The organism is Streptomyces platensis (assembly GCF_008704855.1).
GTDB classification, from domain to species: Bacteria; Actinomycetota; Actinomycetes; order Streptomycetales; family Streptomycetaceae; genus Streptomyces; species Streptomyces platensis.
Map to the genome: position 1 here is coordinate 5578328 of NZ_CP023691.1, position 17175 is coordinate 5595502.

The window sequence follows — 17175 nt, forward strand, 5'->3', positions numbered from 1 at the left end:
CGCTGATTCCGGCAGGGCTGTGGACAACTCCCTCCGCTCCCGGCTCACCGGCCCCCGTTGGGAGAGGATGGACCCATGCCGAACCGCCTGGCCCATGAGACTTCCCCGTATCTGCTCCAGCACGCCGACAACCCGGTCGACTGGTGGCCCTGGTCCGCCGCCGCGTTCGAGGAGGCCCGGCGGCGCGGTGTGCCGGTGCTGCTCAGCGTGGGGTACAGCTCGTGCCACTGGTGTCATGTGATGGCGCACGAGAGCTTCGAGGACGCGGCCACCGCTGAGCTGCTCAACGAGCACTTCGTGGCCGTCAAGGTGGACCGCGAGGAGCGTCCGGATGTCGACGCCGTCTATATGGAGGCCGTGCAGGCCGCCACGGGCCAGGGTGGCTGGCCCATGACCGTCTTTCTCACGCCCGACGCCGAGCCGTTCTACTTCGGTACGTACTTCCCGCCCGAGCCCCGTCACGGCATGCCGTCCTTCGGGCAGATTCTCGACGGGGTGCGCAATGCCTGGGCGGACCGCCGTGACGAGGTCGGTGAGGTCGCCGGCCGGATCGTCGCCGATCTCGCCGGACGTTCGCTGACCGGGGCGCTGCCCGCGGACCGGCGGCCGCCGGGGCCCGAGGAGCTGCACGGCGCCCTGATGGGGCTGACCCGCGAATTCGACGCGGTGAACGGCGGATTCGGCGGTGCGCCCAAGTTCCCGCCGTCCATGGTGCTGGAATTCCTGCTCCGCCACTACGCGCGCACCGGGTCCGCCGGGGCCCTGGAAATGGCGCAGGCGACCGGCGCGGCGATGGCCCGTGGTGGCATCTACGACCAGCTCGGCGGCGGTTTCGCGCGCTATGCGGTGGACGCCACCTGGACCGTGCCGCACTTCGAGAAGATGCTCTACGACAACGCCCTGCTGTGCCGGACCTACGCCCATCTGTGGCGGGCCACCGGCTCGGACCTGGCCCGCCGGATCGCCGTCGAGACGGCCGACTTCATGGTCCGCGAGCTCCGTACCGACCAGGGCGGGTTCGCCTCCGCACTGGACGCGGACAGCGACGACGGCACCGGAAAGCACGTCGAGGGCGCCTACTACGTCTGGACGCCCGGGCAGCTGCGCGCCGTACTGGGCGACGAGGACGCGGAGTTCGCCGCCACGTGCTTCGGGGTCACCGAGGAGGGCACCTTCGAGGAGGGCGCCTCGGTCCTCCAACTCCCGGACACCGAGGGCCTGGTGGACGCCGAACGGGTGGCCTCCGTCAAACGGCGGCTGCTCGCGGCGCGGGAGGAGCGGCCGCGCCCGGGGCGTGACGACAAGGTCGTCGCCTCCTGGAACGGGCTGGCCATCGCCGCGCTCGCCGAAACCGGTGCCTACTTCGACCGGCCGGACCTCATCCAGGCCGCCACCGACGCCGCCGACCTGCTGGTTCGCGTCCACATGGACTGGCACGCCCGGCTGCACCGCACCTCCCGCGACGGCACCCCGGGCGCCAACTCCGGGGTCCTGGAGGACTACGCCGATGTCGCGGAGGGCTTCCTCACCCTGGCCTCGGTCACCGGGGAGGGCGTCTGGGTGGAGTTCGCCGGGTTCTTCCTGGACACCGTGCTGCTCCAGTTCACCGCCGAGGACGGTTCGCTCTACGACACCGCGGCCGACGCCGAGGCGCTGATCCGCCGCCCCCAGGACCCGACCGACAACGCGACGCCCTCCGGGTGGACCGCGGCGGCCGGGGCGCTGCTCTCGTATGCGGCGCTCACCGGCAGCGGCCTCCACCGGGACGCCGCGGAGCGGGCCCTGGGCATCGTCACCGCGCTCGCCGGGCGGGCCCCGCGCTTCATCGGATGGGGCCTGGCCGTCGCCGAGGCCGCACTGGACGGCCCGCGCGAGGTCGCGGTCGTCGGCCCGCAGGGCGACCCGGCCACCGTCGCGCTGCACCGCGCCGCGCTGCTCGGCACCGCCCCGGGAGCGGTCGTCGCGCTGGGCGCCCCCGGGGCCGACGAGGTACCGCTCCTCCAGGACCGCCCCCTGGTGGACGGCCAACCGGCCGCCTACGTCTGCCGCCACTTCACCTGCGAGCGGCCGACCACCGACCCGGAGGAGCTGACGGAGCGCCTCCGGGGGTGAGCATCCGCCGGTGAACGGCTCGGCCCGGCGCACGGTTCACCGGCGCTTCGGCGGCGGCCCCCTGGGACGTACGGCACAGCGGCCGTCCCAGGGGGCCGCCGCCGGGTCCTAGGACCAGCGACGGAATTGCCCCTGACGTGCGCGTCAAGTTCTAGCCTCACCGCATGACACACCGCACACACCGCGAAGTCCGCCTGACCGCCCGCCCCCAGGGGCCGGTCACCGATGACCTCTTCGAGCTCGTGGAGGTGCCGGTCCCGGAACCCGGACCCGGCCAGGTGCTGGTACGCAACACCGTCATGGGCGTCGCCGCCGTGATGCGCACGCTGATGGATGAGACCAGCGTCGTGCCGATGCCGCCCTTCGGGATCGGCGAGCCGCTGAACGGACCCGCCGTCGGCGAGGTGGTGGCCGCCCCGGGGACCGGCTTCGCGCCCGGTGACCTGGTGGAACACCACCTCGGCTGGCGCGAATACGCCCTGCTGGACGCCGACCGGGTACAACGGCGCGACCCCGGCCTGATGCCCGACCCGGCCGCCTACCTCTCCCAGGGGCCCACCGCCTGGATGGGCGTGGTGCACGGCGCCGAAGTGCGCCCCGGGGACACCGTCTTCGTCACCGGGGCAGCGGGCGGCGTGGGTTCCCTGGCCGGCCAGATCGCCCGGCTGCGCGGCGCCACCCGGGTCATCGGCAGCACCGGATCGCAGGAGAAGGCGGACCGGCTGATCAAGGAATTCGGCTATGACGCGGTGGTGCTCCGCGGCGCCGGCCCCATCGAGGAGCAACTGCGGGCGGCGGCCCCGGAGGGCATCGACGCGCTCTTCGACAATGTGGGCGGGGAGCAGTTGCGGGCCGCCATCGCCGTCGCCAACCGGGGTGCCCGGCTCGCCCTCGTAGGGGCGCTGTCCAGCCAGCTGTCCCAAGACAGTGCGGCCCACACGGTCGAGATCGACACCCTCGCGCTGCTCGGCCGCAGCATCACCCTGCGCGGTGTCGCCCTGTACGACCACCTGGACCTGATCCCGGAGTGGAACCAGCGGTTCGGCGAGGGGCTGCGCGACGGCACCCTCACCTTCCCGCACACCCGGCTGCACGGTATCGAACAGGCGCCGCGGGCCCTGCGCGAGCTCACCGAAGGGCGCCATCTGGGCGCCGTCCTCGTGGAGTTGTGAGACACGGCCCCGGGACGCCGTGGCGGAGCCGCGCCAACCCGCCACTGTCAGAGGCCGGTTGTAGCCTCGCAGCGTGACGAACTTGCTCGGGAAGCGATCCCTCGTCCAGGAAGCCGCGGCGCTGCGGGCCGGCACGGACGACCCCGTCGACGCGGTCCACCGCACCTGCGACCGCATCGACGCGGTCGATCCGGAGGTGCGGGCCTTCGTGCCGGAGGAGGGGCGGCGTACGCGGCTCCTGGAGGCGGCGCGGCGGGCCGCAGCCGGTGGGGACCCCGCCGGCCGGCCCGTCCTCCATGGCGTCCCCGTGGGCATCAAGGACATCGTGCGGGTCGACGGGCTGCCCACCCGCGCGGGCTCGGCGCTGCCGCCCGAGGTGCTCGGCGGCCCGCAGGCCACCGTCGTCGACCGGCTGTGCGCCGCCGGGGCGCTGATCGCGGGCAAGACCGTGACCGCGGAGTTCGCGGTCACCGCCCCGGGCCCGACGCGCAATCCGCACCACCCGGCGCATACGCCGGGCGGTTCGAGCAGTGGTTCGGCGGCCGCGGTCGCCGCCGGGATGGTGCCGCTGGCCATCGGGACACAGACCGTCGGCTCGATGATCCGGCCCGCCGCGTACTGCGGAGTGGTCGGCTTCAAGCCGGGCTACGGGCGGATACCGGTCGACGGGGTGATCCCCAACGCCGCGAGCTTCGACACGCTCGGCTGCTACGCCACGGACGTGGCGGGAGTCGCCCTGGCGGCGTCGGTGCTGGTCGACGGATGGCGACCGGAGGCCGCGGCGGGGTCCGGGCCGCGCCCGGTACTGGGCGTGCCGGCCGGTCCGTATCTGGAGCGCGCCGACGACGCGGCGCTGCGCGCCTTCGAGGAGCAGCAGGAACTGCTGCGGTCCGCCGGGTACACCGTCCACGAGGTGCCGGTGATGGACGACTTCGAGCAGATCGTCGAGCAGCTGTTCACGATGAACCGCTACGAAGTCGCCCGTGCGCACCGGGACTGGTTCGCCCGCTTCGGCGACCGCTATCGCCGGCAGACCACGGCGGCCATCCAGGAGGGCCGGACGATCGGGGACGCCGCCTACGAGGCGGCCCGGATACGGCGGCGCGCCTTCCGCGCGCGGCTCGCGGCGGACCGCGCCGCGGCCGGTGTCGACCTGTGGATCGCCCCGTCGGCCACCGGCCCCGCGCCCGCCGATCTCACCACCACCGGCACCTCGATCATGTGCCTGCCGTGGAGCAACGCCGGGCTGCCGTCCGTCAGCCTGCCCGCCGGCCGCGCCGCCAACGGGCTGCCGCTCGGACTCCAACTCATCGGCGGATCCGGCACGGACGAAGAACTGCTCCATGGGGCGGCAGGAATCGAGCAGGCACTCAGCGGGGAGGCGCGGCACTAGGAGTTGTCTTCAAATGTCACGCCCACATCAGCAGGGATGCGAGGGTGACGGCGGCTTGGTAGGACTCGGCAGTCTTGTCGTACCGGGTGGCAATGCCGCGCCACTGTTTCAAACGGTTGAAGCAGCGCTCCACCACGTTGCGCCGCTTGTAGAGCTGCTTGTCGAAGGCCGGCGGGCGTCCGCCGTAGCTGCCGCGGCGAAGCCGGTTGCGGATCTGGTCGGCCCGTTCGGGAATGGTGTGGCCGATGCCCCGTCGCCGCAGCCAGGTGCGGATGGCCTTGGAGCTGTAGCCCTTGTCGCCCAGTACGTGGGCGGGCCGGACCCGCGGGCGTCCTGGGCCGATGCGGGGCACCCGTATCGCCTCCATCACAGCGGTGAACTGGGTGCAGTCGTTGTTGTTTCCGCCGGTGACGGTGAAAGCGAGCGGGCGGCCCACGGCGTCACAGGCGAGGTGAATCTTGCTGGTCAGACCGCCTCGGGAGCGTCCGAGTCCGGAGCTTTGGAGCCCCCTTTTCGGGCCCCGGCGGCGTGCTGGTGGGCGCGGACGACGGTGGAATCGACGGAAACGAGCCAGTCGATGTCCCCCGCCTCGTCCGCCCTCGCCTGGGCGGCCTGCAGCATCCGCTCGAAGGTGCCGTCCAGGGCCCACCGGCGGAAACGGGTGTGCAGCGTGGCCCACGGGCCGTATCGCTCGGGCACGTCCCGCCAGGCCGTGCCGGTCCGGAACTTCCACACGATCCCGTTGAGCACGGTGCGGTCGTCCAACCGCTTCCGCCCCCGCAACGATTCAGGCAGCAGCGGTCGGACGAACTCCCACTCAGCATCAGACAGTTCATGGCGACGTATCACCCGACCATGATCCACCACCCGAGATCATTTGAAGACACCCCCTAGGACGTACTCAACGGGGGCGCAGGGAACGGGGACGTGGCCGGCGAAGGTTGCACGGGACGGCGGCAGCATTGAGGACAGCGGCAGCGGACGTCGCTATGGCGGCGGATGGAACGACGGCGGCGGCCGGAACGACGGCGGCGGCCGGGACGGAGGCTGCGGCCGGGACGGAGGCTGCGGACGGCGCGAGGACGGCCGGCCGGGCCCGGTGCGGGCGGGCTGAGCAGAGTGGCGAAGGAGGGGAGATGCGCATCGGGGACGCCGCGGCGGCCGCCGGGATGACACCGCGGGCGCTGCGCTACTACGAGCAGCGGGGGCTGGTGACGGCCCGGAGGACGCCGTCCGGGCACCGGGTGTACGACGAGGAGGACATCCGCCGGTTGCGGGTGGTGCGCGAACTGCGGGACGCGGGGCTGACGGTCGGTGATGTGCGGGCCTTCGCCCATCTGCTGCGCACGGTGCCGGCCGACGGGGTGCCGGATCTCCTCCCGCAAGCACCCAGCTCGGGCGCCTGTTCGGCCGCGGAGGCGGTGGCCCGGCGCCGGCTCGCGGACCTGGACGCCCGTATCGCGCGGCTGTCGCTCCTGCGGGCACGGCTCGCGGCACGCCTGGGCGAACCGGAGGCACACCTGGGCGAACCGGCGGACGGGGTGACGGAGCCGGCCGAGACGGGTGGCACGGGACGTGCCGGGGCGGACAGCGGCCCGCTCTTCCGGCTGGAGACCGGGCCGGCCCCGGACGGGCGCGCCCTCAGAGTGTGAGGCCCCGCGCCAGCACATCCATCGTCCGGTGGACCAGCGCCTCCAGTTCGGCGCGCTGACCGCCCGCGACCCAGCTCAGCATCGCCTCCTGGAGTGCGGCCAGGATCGCGGCGCTGATCACCCGCAGCTCCAGATCGTCGGCCGGGCGGCCGGTGCGCTCCGCCAGCACCGCGCTGATCAACGCGGTGTCCCGGGCGATGTTCTCCGCCGTACGGCCCCGGATGGCGGGTACGTCGCGGACCAGCTGGATGCGCTGGACGAGTTCGCCGCGGTCCGCGGCGGTGAGCTCGCGCAGCGCCTCGACCGCGACCCGCCGCATCGATTCGACCATCGGCTCGTCCGTGGGACGGGCCCGCAGCCCGGCCTCCCACACGGTGTCGTACTCGTCCGTGAGCACGATGTCTTCCTTGGTCGGGAAGTAGCGGAAGACCGTGCTCGGCGAGACATCGGCGGCCTCGGCGATCTGGTCGATGGGGGTCGCCTCGTACCCCTGCGCCTCGAAGAGCCGGTAGGCGGCCCGCCGGATCGCCTCCCGGGTCTGGATCTTCTTCCGCTCCCGCAGCCCGATCTTCGGTGTTCCGGGCGGCGCGGTGGCAGGGGTACGTGCGGAAACCATGCGCAGCATTGTCGGGCATCGGGCGCCCGGGAGGCCACGCCCCGGCCCGTGCGGGGGACGGCGCCGCGGAGCGCGACTTCGGCGGTCAGGGCGGTCAGGGCGGTCAGGGCTCTCCGCGGCCCCAGCGCCAGCGGTCTCCGTGCTCGCGGCGCCCTCAACGCTTCCCGTGCTCGCAGCCCTGCCAGCCCCGTCAATCCTGTCAGCGCTGTCAGTGGGGTGTGTCGCGCTGAGGCGTGGGAATGGTTACTGTGAGTGATGAACGGGGGTGGGGGCGTGCTCGCTAAAGGTCTCGATACGGCGCATGGCCGCGGCCGGGAAGGCCGCGGCCATGGGGGCGCGGGGATATCGGGTGGTCGGCCGCCCGGGCCGGGGGCCTCAGGTGTGCGTATAAGCCACCAGGGAGATGCCGACGTAGTGGACGACGAAGGCCGCCAGGGTGAGGGAGTGGAAGACCTCGTGGAAGCCGAACCACCGGGGTGAGGGGTTGGGGCGCTTGAGGCCGTAGATCACGCCGCCGGCGCTGTAGAGCAGCCCGCCGACGATGACCAGGACGAGGACGGCGACGCCGCCGGTGCGCAGGAAGTCGGGCAGGAAGAAGACGGCGGCCCAGCCCATGGCGATGTAGCAGGGGGTGTAGAGCCAGCGTGGGGCGCCGACCCAGAAGACCCGGAAGAGGATTCCGGCCAGGGCGGCCGCCCAGACCGCCCAGAGCAGGGCTTCTCCGCGGGAGCCGGGCATCAGCAGCATCGTCAGCGGCGTGTAGGTGCCCGCGATGATCAGAAAGATATTGGCGTGGTCGAGCCGGCGCAGGACGCCATCGGCCCGCGGGCCCCAATTGCCGCGGTGGTACAGGGCGCTGACCCCGAAGAGCAGGCAGGCGGTCAGCGTGTAAATGGCGCAGGCCAGACGGCCGCGAGGGCTGTCGGCGAGGGCGGTGAGCAGGACGCCGGAGAGGAGGGCGGCGGGGAACATCCCGGCGTGCAGCCAGCCGCGGAGTTTGGGCTTGACGGGCGCGGTCGCGGCGGCGACCGCCGCGATCGCGGGCGGCGCGGAGGGGGGCTGGCTCTCGGCGGCGTCGGGCGCGGATGTCATGGCGCAATGCTACCTACGCGACCGTAAGTTACAGATCGGTGGCGGAGTGGTGACGGTCACGAAGTCGCCCTCTGGACAGAACACCACAACGGTCGGATGATCAAATGAGTGCGGTCGGCACCGGATGAGCGGTCACGAAGCATCCGGGTCGCGGCCCCCAAGGGGCAGACATCTAAAGAAGCGGATTTTCCCGGTCAAATCGGGCATAAATCTGTCCATACCCTCATCTAGGAGCGATCGTGGCGCGCGACAACGCGGCTCCCTCTGCCCATCCGACCCGTCACCAGGACCTCATCTCCTGGGTCGACGAGATCGCAGCGATCACCCAGCCCGACCGGGTCGTCTGGTGTGACGGCTCGGAGGCGGAGTACGAGCGTCTGTGCGAGGAGCTCGTCGACAAGGGCACGTTCAAGAAGCTCGACCCGATCAAGCGCCCCAACTCGTACTACGCGGCCTCCGACCCCTCGGACGTGGCGCGGGTCGAGGACCGCACCTTCATCTGCTCCGAGAAGGAGGAGGACGCCGGCCCCACGAACCACTGGAAGAACCCCGCCGAAATGCGGGAGATCTTCGCAGGTGAGCAGGGCATCTTCCGCGGTTCGATGCGCGGCCGGACGATGTACGTCGTCCCGTTCTGCATGGGCCCGCTGGGCTCCCCGCTCTCCGCGATCGGCGTGGAGATCACCGACTCCGCCTACGTCGCGGTCTCGATGCGCACCATGACCCGCATGGGGCAGCCGGTGCTCGACGAGCTCGGTACGGACGGCTTCTTCGTCAAGGCGGTGCACACCCTCGGCGCCCCGCTGGCCGAGGGCGAGGCCGACGTGCCGTGGCCGTGCAACTCCACCAAGTACATCTCGCACTTCCCCGAGGACCGGGAGATCTGGTCCTACGGCTCCGGCTACGGCGGCAACGCCCTGCTCGGCAAGAAGTGCTACGCGCTGCGCATCGCCTCCGTCATGGCGCGCGACGAGGGCTGGCTCGCCGAGCACATGCTGATCCTCAAACTCACCCCGCCGCAGGGCGAGTCCAAGTACGTGGCCGCCGCCTTCCCGAGCGCCTGCGGCAAGACCAACCTCGCGATGCTGGAGCCCACGATCTCCGGCTGGACCGTCGAGACCATCGGCGACGACATCGCCTGGATGCGCTTCGGTGAGGACGGCCGCCTCTACGCGATCAACCCCGAGGCCGGCTTCTTCGGTGTCGCGCCCGGCACCGGCGAGCACACCAACGCCAATGCCATGAAGACGATGTGGGGCAACTCCGTCTTCACCAATGTCGCGCTCACCGACGACGGCGATGTGTGGTGGGAGGGCATGACCGAGGAGAAGCCCGCCCATCTGACCGACTGGAAGGGCAACGACTGGACCCCGGAGTCCGGGACACCGGCCGCCCATCCCAACGCCCGCTTCACCGTCCCGGCCGGCCAGTGCCCGATCATCGCGCCCGAGTGGGAGGACCCCAAGGGCGTGCCGATCTCGGCGATCCTCTTCGGTGGCCGCCGCGCCAGTGCCGTGCCGCTGGTGACCGAGTCGCTGACCTGGCAGCACGGCGTCTTCCTCGGCGCCAACGTCGCCAGCGAGAAGACCGCCGCGGCCGAGGGCAAGGTCGGCGAGCTGCGCCGGGACCCGTTCGCCATGCTGCCGTTCTGCGGCTACAACATGGGCGACTACATGGGCCACTGGGTCAAGGTCGGTGCCGACAAGGACCAGGCCAAGCTGCCGAAGATCTACTACGTCAACTGGTTCCGCAAGGACGACAAGGGCCGCTTCGTGTGGCCGGGCTTCGGCGAGAACAGCCGGGTGCTCAAGTGGATCGTCGAGCGGCTGGACGGCAAGGCCGAGGGCGTCGAGACCCCCATCGGCGTGCTGCCCACCAAGGAGTCGCTGGACACCGCGGGCCTCGACCTCGACGACGCCGACCTCGACTTCCTGCTCACCGTCGACAAGGACGTGTGGCGCGAGGAGGCGGCGCTGATCCCCGAGCACCTCAACACCTTCGGTGACCACACGCCGAAGGAGCTGTGGGACGAGTACCGCGCACTGGTCCAGCGGCTCGGCTGATCACCCGTAGCGCACACCGGCCGGGGCCCCGCACAGGACGTGCGGGGCCCCGGCTCGTAGCTGTGGGTGAGCTGATGTGGCGCGGACCTGCTGGGCCGGTCGGGTGAGGCGGGACGGGACGAGGGCCCCGGCCCCCGGCTCAGGCCGTGGCGAGATTCCGTTGCGGCGCGGCGTGCGCCGCCATCCGCTCGGCGGCCAGCTCCCGCGCCGCCGCGTCGTCACGGGTGGTGGCGACCGCCAGGGCGTTCCCGGCGAGGGTGTGGGCGCGCTGCTGGAGGGCCTCGATCCGGGCCGGGGTGCCGCCGTCGGTGGGCTCGGCGCGCAGCGGATAGTGGCCGCCGCTCAGCCGGGCGACCTGCTCGGCGATGCGCTCGGCGGCGGTGGCCAGCTCGGCGCCGTCCAGCCCGGCGTCCTGCGGCGCACCGCCGTTCGTCCGCGTCGCCAGCGCATGCAGCTCATCGGTGACGGTGAGCAGCGCGGTCAGCTGTCCGGCGAGCCGGATGTCCAGCTCCTGCTCGCGCGAGCGGTGCGGGATCTCCGGGGCGGCGGCCATGGTGTGGACCGACTTCGTGCGGATCGGTTCGTACATGGGACGGCCTCCTGAAAACGTTCAGGAGACCAGCCTAGCTTAGACGCAGTCTAAAGTTGTGACTCGTACAGAAAATTACCCCGGGTCAGTACTGTCCGTAACCGTCGAGGAAGGAGCCGATCCGGGTGACGGCATCGGCCAGATCGTCCGTGCTGGGCAGCGTGACCAGGCGGAAGTGATCGGGCTCCGGCCAGTTGAAGCCGGTGCCGTGCACGATCATGATCTTCTCGGCGCGCAGCAGATCCAGCACCATCTGCCGGTCGTCCTTGACCTTGTAGACCTTGGGATCCAGCCGCGGGAAGGCGTACAGCGCGCCCTTCGGCTTGACGCAGCTGACGCCGGGGATCTGGGTCAGCAGCTCATACGCGGTGTCGCGCTGCTCCAGCAGCCGGCCGCCGGGCAGCACCAGCTCGTTGATCGACTGCCGGCCGCCGAGGGCGGTGGCGACCGCGTGCTGGGCCGGCATATTGGCGCACAGCCGCATATTGGCGAGGATCGTCAGCCCCTCGATGTACGAGGCGGCATGCGCCTTCGGGCCGCAGACCGCCATCCAGCCGCTGCGGTAGCCCGCCACCCGGTACGACTTGGACAGCCCGTTGAAGGTCAGGGTCAGCAGGTCGGGGGCGAGCGAGGCGAAGGGGGTGTGGGTGACGCCGTCGTAGAGGATCTTGTCGTAGATCTCGTCGGCGCAGACGATCAGGTTGTGCCGGCGGGCGATCTCCGCGATACCGCGCAGCAGCTCGTCGTCGTACACGGCACCCGTGGGGTTGTTGGGGTTGATGACGACGATGGCCTTGGTGCGGTCGGTGACCTTGCGCTCGATGTCGGCCAGGTCCGGCATCCAGTCCGCCTGCTCATCGCAGCGGTAGTGCACGGCCGTGCCGCCGGAGAGCGAGACGGACGCCGTCCACAGCGGGTAGTCCGGGGCCGGGACCAGCACCTCGTCGCCGTCGTCCAGCAGCGCCTGCATCGACATCTGGATCAGCTCGGAGACGCCGTTGCCCAGGTAGATGTCGTCGACGGAGAGGTCGATGCCCTGCGTCTGGTAGTGCTGCATCACCGCGCGGCGGGCGGAGAGCAGGCCCTTGGCGTCCCCGTAGCCGTGCGCCGTGCCGACCGTGCGGAGGATGTCCTCCAGGATCTCCGGCGGGCACTCGAAGCCGAACGCCGCCGGATTGCCGGTGTTGAGCTTGAGGATGCGGTGACCCGCCGCCTCCAGCCGCATGGCCTCCTCGAGCACCGGGCCACGGATCTCGTAGCAGACGTTGGCGAGCTTCGTTGACTGGATCACCTGCATGTCCGCCACCTTACGGGCGCGTATCGGCGGCCGCCCGGTGTTTTTCCCCACGTTGATCACCGGACGGTGTGGAGTTCCTCACGCCAGGTGACCATTCCGGGGGTGCGGATTCCGCGGAGGCCCCCACGGGCGGGGGCGCGCGCCGCTACGCTCCGGCACATGTCCGCCTCGGCACCGTTACCCCTGGCCGCACCGGCCTCGCCCGCTCCCGCCGTCTCCGCGCCCCGCGGCCCGTTCGCGCTGCTCAACGACGAGCCGGTGGCCGATCCCGGCGCGGATCTGCTCGGCGCCGGCCGCGCCGCCCGCCGACTCGCCGGACTCCTGGTCGCCTCCCGCGCCGCCACCCCGTTCACCCTCGCCGTCGACGCCGGCTGGGGCATGGGAAAGAGCAGCCTGATGCGGCTGGTCGACGCGGAGCTGGCGGACGCCCCCGAGGTGCACACCGTCTGGTACAACGCCTGGACCTCGACCGGCGACGACGCGCTGGAAGGGCTGATCAAATCCGTACTGCTGCGGTTCGACCGGCGGGTGCTGCGGCGCGGACTCCAGCGGATCTCCGAGCGGCGCGCGCTGCTGCGGGCCGTACGGGCCGTGACCACGGTCGCCGCCGGGCCGCTCGGGGTGGCCGGCCTGGTCGACGAGCTGTGGCGCGGTCTGTCCGTCAACGCCCAGGCCCGCAACGAGATGCGCGAGGCGATCGGCGCGCTGGTCCAGGAGTGGTCGGAGACCGCCGAGTTCCGGCCGCGCCGCCTCCTGGTCGTCTTCATCGACGACCTCGACCGCTGCTCCGAGGACACGGTGCTCGCCGTCTGCGAGGCGGTGAAGGTCTATCTGGACGTGCCGGGGCTGGCGTTCGTCATCGGCTGCGACCGTTCGGCGCTGGCGCCCAACGGGCTGTTACGTGACCCGTCGCCCGCGGCCTCGGCGTTCATGGAGCGGATCTTCCACACCAGCTACCGCATCCCGGTCGCCGACCAGCAGGACGTCCGGGAGTACATCGACCGGTGTGCCCGCGCCGTCGGGATCGACCGGCTTCTGGACGAGCGGCTGACCACCCTGCTCGCGGAGCGCTCGGCCCGTAATCCGCGCCGCATCAAGCGCCTGGTGAACGGCTTCGTGCTGGAGGCGACGCTCAATCCGATGTGGGAGGACTTCCCGCCCGAGGCGGTGGTCAGGACGCTGCTGCTCCAGTACTTCTACGCCGACTTCTACCGGATGGTGGCCGGCGGCGGGGGGCCCCGCGCCGGCGATGTGATCACCGAGTTCCGCACCTACCAGCAGGTGCGCCGGCTGCTGCGGGCCCCGGGACCGGTCCCCGACGCCGAGCTGCCCCGCGTCAACCGCTTCCTCCACGAACACGACCTGCCGGAACAGACCATGGCCACCGGGACCGAGACGCTGAGCCGGCTGGAGCGCCAACTCCCCAGCGGCTTCCCGGAGATGGTGACCGACCAGGGCTTCACCTCGCTGATCGACGGTCTGGTGGCGCTGCCGCGCTCCGAGGAGCTGCTGCGGCGGCTGCGTGAGGGAGCCGCCCTCCCGGCCCCGGTGGAGCCGGAGCCCGCCTCGTACCTCCAGGCGCGCCCGCCCCGGACCGCGTCCCCGGCGGGGTCGTACGGAGCGGCGCCCGGGGCCGGGGCGCGCCACACCGCGGATGCGATGCTGCACGGTGTGCACATCCTGTGGGTGGACGACCATCCGCGGAACAACGAGTCGCTGGTCAACGCCTTCCGGGCGGCGGGCGCGGTGGTCCGGATCGCCGAGGACTCGGCCGCCGCGGACGCCGCCCTGGCCGTCGAGCGGCCGACGATGATCGTTTCCGATATCGACCGGGGAGGCAATCCGCGGGAGGGCCTGGAGCACATCGGGCGGCTGCGGCAGGAGGGCCGCTACACCGGCCCGGTCGTCTTCTACGCGGGCCGGGTCACCCCGGAACGGACCACCCTGACCCGGCAGTTGCGGGCCCATCTGACGAGCAGCGGACCCGAGATCGAGCGGCTGGTCCTGCGCGCGGCCGCGGGGGAGCTGCCGCCGCCCGGCTGACCTCAGCCCCGGCCCGGCGCCGTCCGCCGTACCGCCCGGCCCGCCAGTACGTCCGTCCGCCGCCCGTCCTCCATCACGAACCGGCCGTCGATCAGGACATGCGGAATGCCGGTGGGCAGCGTGCGCGGGGCGTCGAAGGTGGCCCCGGCGGCGACCGTGTCCGGGTCGAAGAGGACCAGGTCGGCGCGGTAGCCCTCGCGGACCAGGCCGCGGTCGGGGAGCCGCAGCCGGGCGGCCGGACGGCCCGTCAGATGCGCGACACACTCCTCCAGCGACAGCACCCCCAGCTCGCGGACGTATCTGCCGAGGTACTGGGGGAAGGTGCCGTACGCCCGCGGGTGCGGCTTGGCGCCCTGGAGGATGCCGTCGCTGCCGCCGGTGTGCACCCGGTGCCGCATGATCCGGCGGACGTTGTCCTCGTGGCCGACGTGTTGCAGGATCGTCGGGCCCAGGCGGTCCTCGATCAGCAGCCGGCGGGCGGTCCGCCACGGCTCCTCACCGCGCTCGGCGGCGCTGCGGGCCAGGGTCTTGCCGACGTGGTCCGCCAGCGCGGGGTCCGACACCCCGGAGATCTCGATGGTGTCCCAGTCGATGGGCACCCCGTGACAGCCGTCGGCGCCCTCCACCTCCATGACGTGCCGGATCCGGGCGGCCGTCGTCTCGTTGCGGAGGCGGGCCAGAATCGCCTCCGGACCGCCCTCGCTCGCCCAGCTCGGCAGCATGGCGACCAGGGTCGTACAGCCGGGCGTGTACGGATAGGTGTCCAGGGTGAGGTCCGCGCCGGCGTCCAGCGCCTCGTCCAGGAGCGCGAGCAGCTCGGGCGCGCGGCCCTCGTTGACGCCGAAGTTCATGGTGGCGTGCGCCAGATGCAGCGCACAGCCGGCCTCGCGGGTGAGCGCCACCATCTCCTCGTACGCCTGGAGGGCACCGGCGCCGTAGGAGCGGTGGTGCGGGCAGTAGTAGCCGCCGTAGCGGGCCACCACCCGGCACAGTTCGGTCAGTTCGGCGTCCGAGGCGTACATGCCGGGGGTGTAGGTCAGGCCGGCGGACATCCCGACCGCGCCCTGTTCCAGGCCCTCGGCGACCAGCTGCCGCATCCGGTCCAGCTCGTCGGCGGTGGCCGCGCGGTCGTCCCAGCCGACGGCGAGCATCCGTACGGTGCCCTGCGGGACGAGATAGGCGGCGTTGACGGCGATGCCCCGGCCGTCGAAGCCGTGGTCGAGGCGGTCGAGGTAGCCGCCGACGGTGCGCCAGCTGAAGTCGACGGAAGTGTCCCCGGGAGCACCGCCGTTCCAGCCGGTGATCTGGGCACGGACCTCGGCGAGGGTCCGGTCGTCGACCGGCGCGTACGACAGACCGTCCTGGCCGAGGACTTCCAGGGTGACCCCCTGGGCGGCCTTCGCCTCGTGCCCGGGGTCCCGCAGCAGTGCCAGGTCGCTGTGCGCGTGCATATCGATGAAGCCGGGGGAGAGGGCGAGGCCCTGGCCCTCCACCACGCGGGTGGCGCCCGGCCGCGGGCCACCGTCCGACTCGCGGTGGATCGCGGCGATCCGGCCGCCGGACAGGGCGACATCGGCGCGGTAGGACGGACCGCCGGACCCGTCGAGGACGCGTACGTCGCGGAACACGGTGTCCATGGCCGGTCCTGCCTCTCTCGGCGCCCCGGAGCGTCGGCGACCGGGGGACGTACGGTCGCGGGGTCCGGGGCCGGCGGCGCGCACCGCGGGGGATCGGCGCGCACCGCCGGCGTCCGGGGGGCGGGAGCGAAGCTCCGGCCCGGGAAGCCGGCCGGGCCATGGCGGCCCTGCCGGGCAGGTCCTAGAAGAAGGTCCGGATGAAGTCCGTGACCGTGCCGTCCTGTTCGACGAGGGGGATCAGCTGCCACTTGTCGAAGATGGTGCAGGGGTGCGACAGCCCGAGGGCGACCCAGTCGCCGACCTCCACATCGCCGGCCCGCTCGGTGTCGACCCAGGCGTGCTGGTCGGACAGCTTGCGGACGGTGAGGCCGTCCGCCGGGCGTTCGGTGCCGTCCCGGCCGGACCGGACTACCTGGGCCTGCGGCAGATCCAGGTCGTACGCCGCATCGCGCTTGCCCGCGTTGAGGAACGCCTGCTCGGTCGTGGGGCGGGAGACGACCTGGGCCCACAGCCGGAAGGCGGGGTGCAGGGCGCCCTCGTCCGGGACGCGGTTGAAGGGGGTGAGCCGGCGGTAGTGGGCGTCATCGTGCGAGACATACGCGCCCGAGCGCAGCAGCTTGAGGACCGGCGCCGACAGCGCGGGGAGGTCCGCGAAGACCTCGGCGACCGCGTCGAACCAGGCGCTGCCGCCCGCGCTGACCACGATCTGGTCCAGGTCGGCGAACCGGCCCGCCTTGTCGAACGCCTCGGCCAGCGCGACCAGTCGGCGCAGGTAGGCGGTCACCCGCTCCGGGGTGGCCTCGGGCACCTCGCCCTCGTAACCGGCCACGCCCACCAGGCGCAGGGTGTCCACCCCCGCGATGGCGTCGGCGAGTTCCAGGCACTCGGTCTCGGTGCGCACGCCGGTACGCGCGCCCTCGCCGGCGCACAGTTCGACGACCACATCCACCGGGCGGGTGGCGCCGGCCTCCCGCAAGGTGCGGTCCATCAGCTCGATACCGCGCAGCGAGTCGACGTAGCAGATGAGCTGGAAGCCGGGGTCGTCGGCGAGTTCGGCGGCGAGCCAGCGCAGCGCGGCCGGGTCCACGACCTGGTTGGCGAGGAAGATCTTCTGGATGCCGAACGCGCGGTAGACGCGGACCTGGTGGGGGACGGCGGCGGTGATGCCCCAGGCGCCGTGCTCCAGCTGCCGGGCGAAGAGCTGCGGGGCCATACAGGTCTTGCCGTGCGGGGCGAAGGCGAGGCCGTGCCGGTCGGCGTAGGTCTCCATCAGGGCGAGGTTGTGCTCGACCGACTCGGCGGAGAGGGCGAGGACGGGGGTGGTGAAGCCACCGTCGAAGAGGTTGCGGCGCTCGGCGGCCAGTTCCCCGACGGTGAGCCCTTCGGCGTCCGGCGGGAGCGCCTTGAAGCGGTGATCGACCCGTTCGTCCGCGAGTCCCTTGAGTCCCTGCGCGAGCCGCTCGCCGGCCATGGGGCCTCCTCCAAGTTCCTGTTGCACTCTCTGCAACA

12 protein-coding genes and 1 pseudogene are annotated in these 17175 nt (G+C 72.1%); 6 read left to right on the forward strand and 7 right to left on the reverse strand.

The features are described from left to right. Positions 1 to 75: 75 nt before the first annotated feature. From CP981_RS24845 to CP981_RS24855, 3 genes are all read left to right on the forward strand, one after another. On the forward strand, positions 76 to 2112 hold the full coding sequence (locus tag CP981_RS24845; RefSeq protein WP_085924692.1) for a thioredoxin domain-containing protein: 2037 nt from the start codon (positions 76 to 78) through the stop codon (positions 2110 to 2112). Positions 2113 to 2276: 164 nt separating this feature from the next. Further along, complete coding sequence (locus CP981_RS24850) at positions 2277 to 3284, forward strand: MDR family NADP-dependent oxidoreductase (protein ID WP_085924691.1); 1008 nt, start codon at positions 2277 to 2279, stop codon at positions 3282 to 3284. 73 nt (positions 3285 to 3357) lie between these two features. After that, a complete protein-coding gene (locus tag CP981_RS24855) occupies positions 3358 to 4677 on the forward strand; it encodes an amidase (protein WP_107429530.1) in 1320 nt (439 codons plus the stop codon). Positions 4678 to 4693: 16 nt separating this feature from the next. Here the strand turns inward: CP981_RS24855 and CP981_RS24860 are convergent. After that, positions 4694 to 5523 (reverse strand): annotated as a pseudogene (locus CP981_RS24860) (IS5 family transposase). Positions 5524 to 5813: 290 nt separating this feature from the next. Here CP981_RS24860 and CP981_RS24865 point away from each other — a divergent pair. Then, positions 5814 to 6329 carry a MerR family transcriptional regulator gene (locus CP981_RS24865; protein ID WP_085926777.1) on the forward strand — a complete coding sequence of 172 codons (516 nt, stop codon included), beginning with the start codon at positions 5814 to 5816 and terminating at the stop codon, positions 6327 to 6329. Here CP981_RS24865 and CP981_RS24870 read toward each other — a convergent pair. Beyond that, complete coding sequence (locus CP981_RS24870) at positions 6319 to 6945, reverse strand: TetR/AcrR family transcriptional regulator (protein ID WP_483028329.1); 627 nt, start codon at positions 6943 to 6945, stop codon at positions 6319 to 6321. The two genes, CP981_RS24865 and CP981_RS24870, sit on opposite strands and share 11 nt — an antisense overlap. A gap of 375 nt (positions 6946 to 7320) precedes the next feature. Beyond that, positions 7321 to 8037, reverse strand: a complete 717-nt coding sequence (gene trhA / locus CP981_RS24875; protein ID WP_107429565.1) for a PAQR family membrane homeostasis protein TrhA — start codon at positions 8035 to 8037, stop codon at positions 7321 to 7323. A 239-nt stretch (positions 8038 to 8276) separates the two neighbouring features. Between trhA and CP981_RS24880 the strand changes: the two genes are divergently transcribed. Then, on the forward strand, positions 8277 to 10100 hold the full coding sequence (locus tag CP981_RS24880; protein ID WP_085926775.1) for a phosphoenolpyruvate carboxykinase (GTP): 1824 nt from the start codon (positions 8277 to 8279) through the stop codon (positions 10098 to 10100). A gap of 139 nt (positions 10101 to 10239) precedes the next feature. Here CP981_RS24880 and CP981_RS24885 read toward each other — a convergent pair whose 3' ends face one another. Together CP981_RS24885 and CP981_RS24890 are read right to left on the reverse strand one after the other, a co-directional pair. After that, positions 10240 to 10689: an SCO4983 family protein gene (locus CP981_RS24885; RefSeq protein ID WP_085926774.1), complete on the reverse strand. Its 450-nt coding sequence runs from the start codon at positions 10687 to 10689 to the stop codon at positions 10240 to 10242. Between the two features lie 85 nt (positions 10690 to 10774). After that, complete coding sequence (locus CP981_RS24890; RefSeq protein ID WP_085926781.1) at positions 10775 to 11986, reverse strand: pyridoxal phosphate-dependent aminotransferase; 1212 nt, start codon at positions 11984 to 11986, stop codon at positions 10775 to 10777. Between the two features lie 159 nt (positions 11987 to 12145). Between CP981_RS24890 and CP981_RS39235 the strand changes: the two genes are divergently transcribed. Then, positions 12146 to 14029: a KAP family P-loop NTPase fold protein gene (locus tag CP981_RS39235; RefSeq protein ID WP_085926773.1), complete on the forward strand. Its 1884-nt coding sequence runs from the start codon at positions 12146 to 12148 to the stop codon at positions 14027 to 14029. Positions 14030 to 14031: 2 nt separating this feature from the next. Here the strand turns inward: CP981_RS39235 and CP981_RS24900 are convergent, their stop codons facing one another. Beyond that, a complete protein-coding gene (locus CP981_RS24900) occupies positions 14032 to 15666 on the reverse strand; it encodes an N-acyl-D-amino-acid deacylase family protein (protein WP_085926772.1) in 1635 nt (544 codons plus the stop codon). 181 nt (positions 15667 to 15847) lie between these two features. Next, complete coding sequence (locus CP981_RS24905; RefSeq protein WP_085926771.1) at positions 15848 to 17137, reverse strand: amino acid deaminase; 1290 nt, start codon at positions 17135 to 17137, stop codon at positions 15848 to 15850. Positions 17138 to 17175 lie beyond the last annotated feature (38 nt).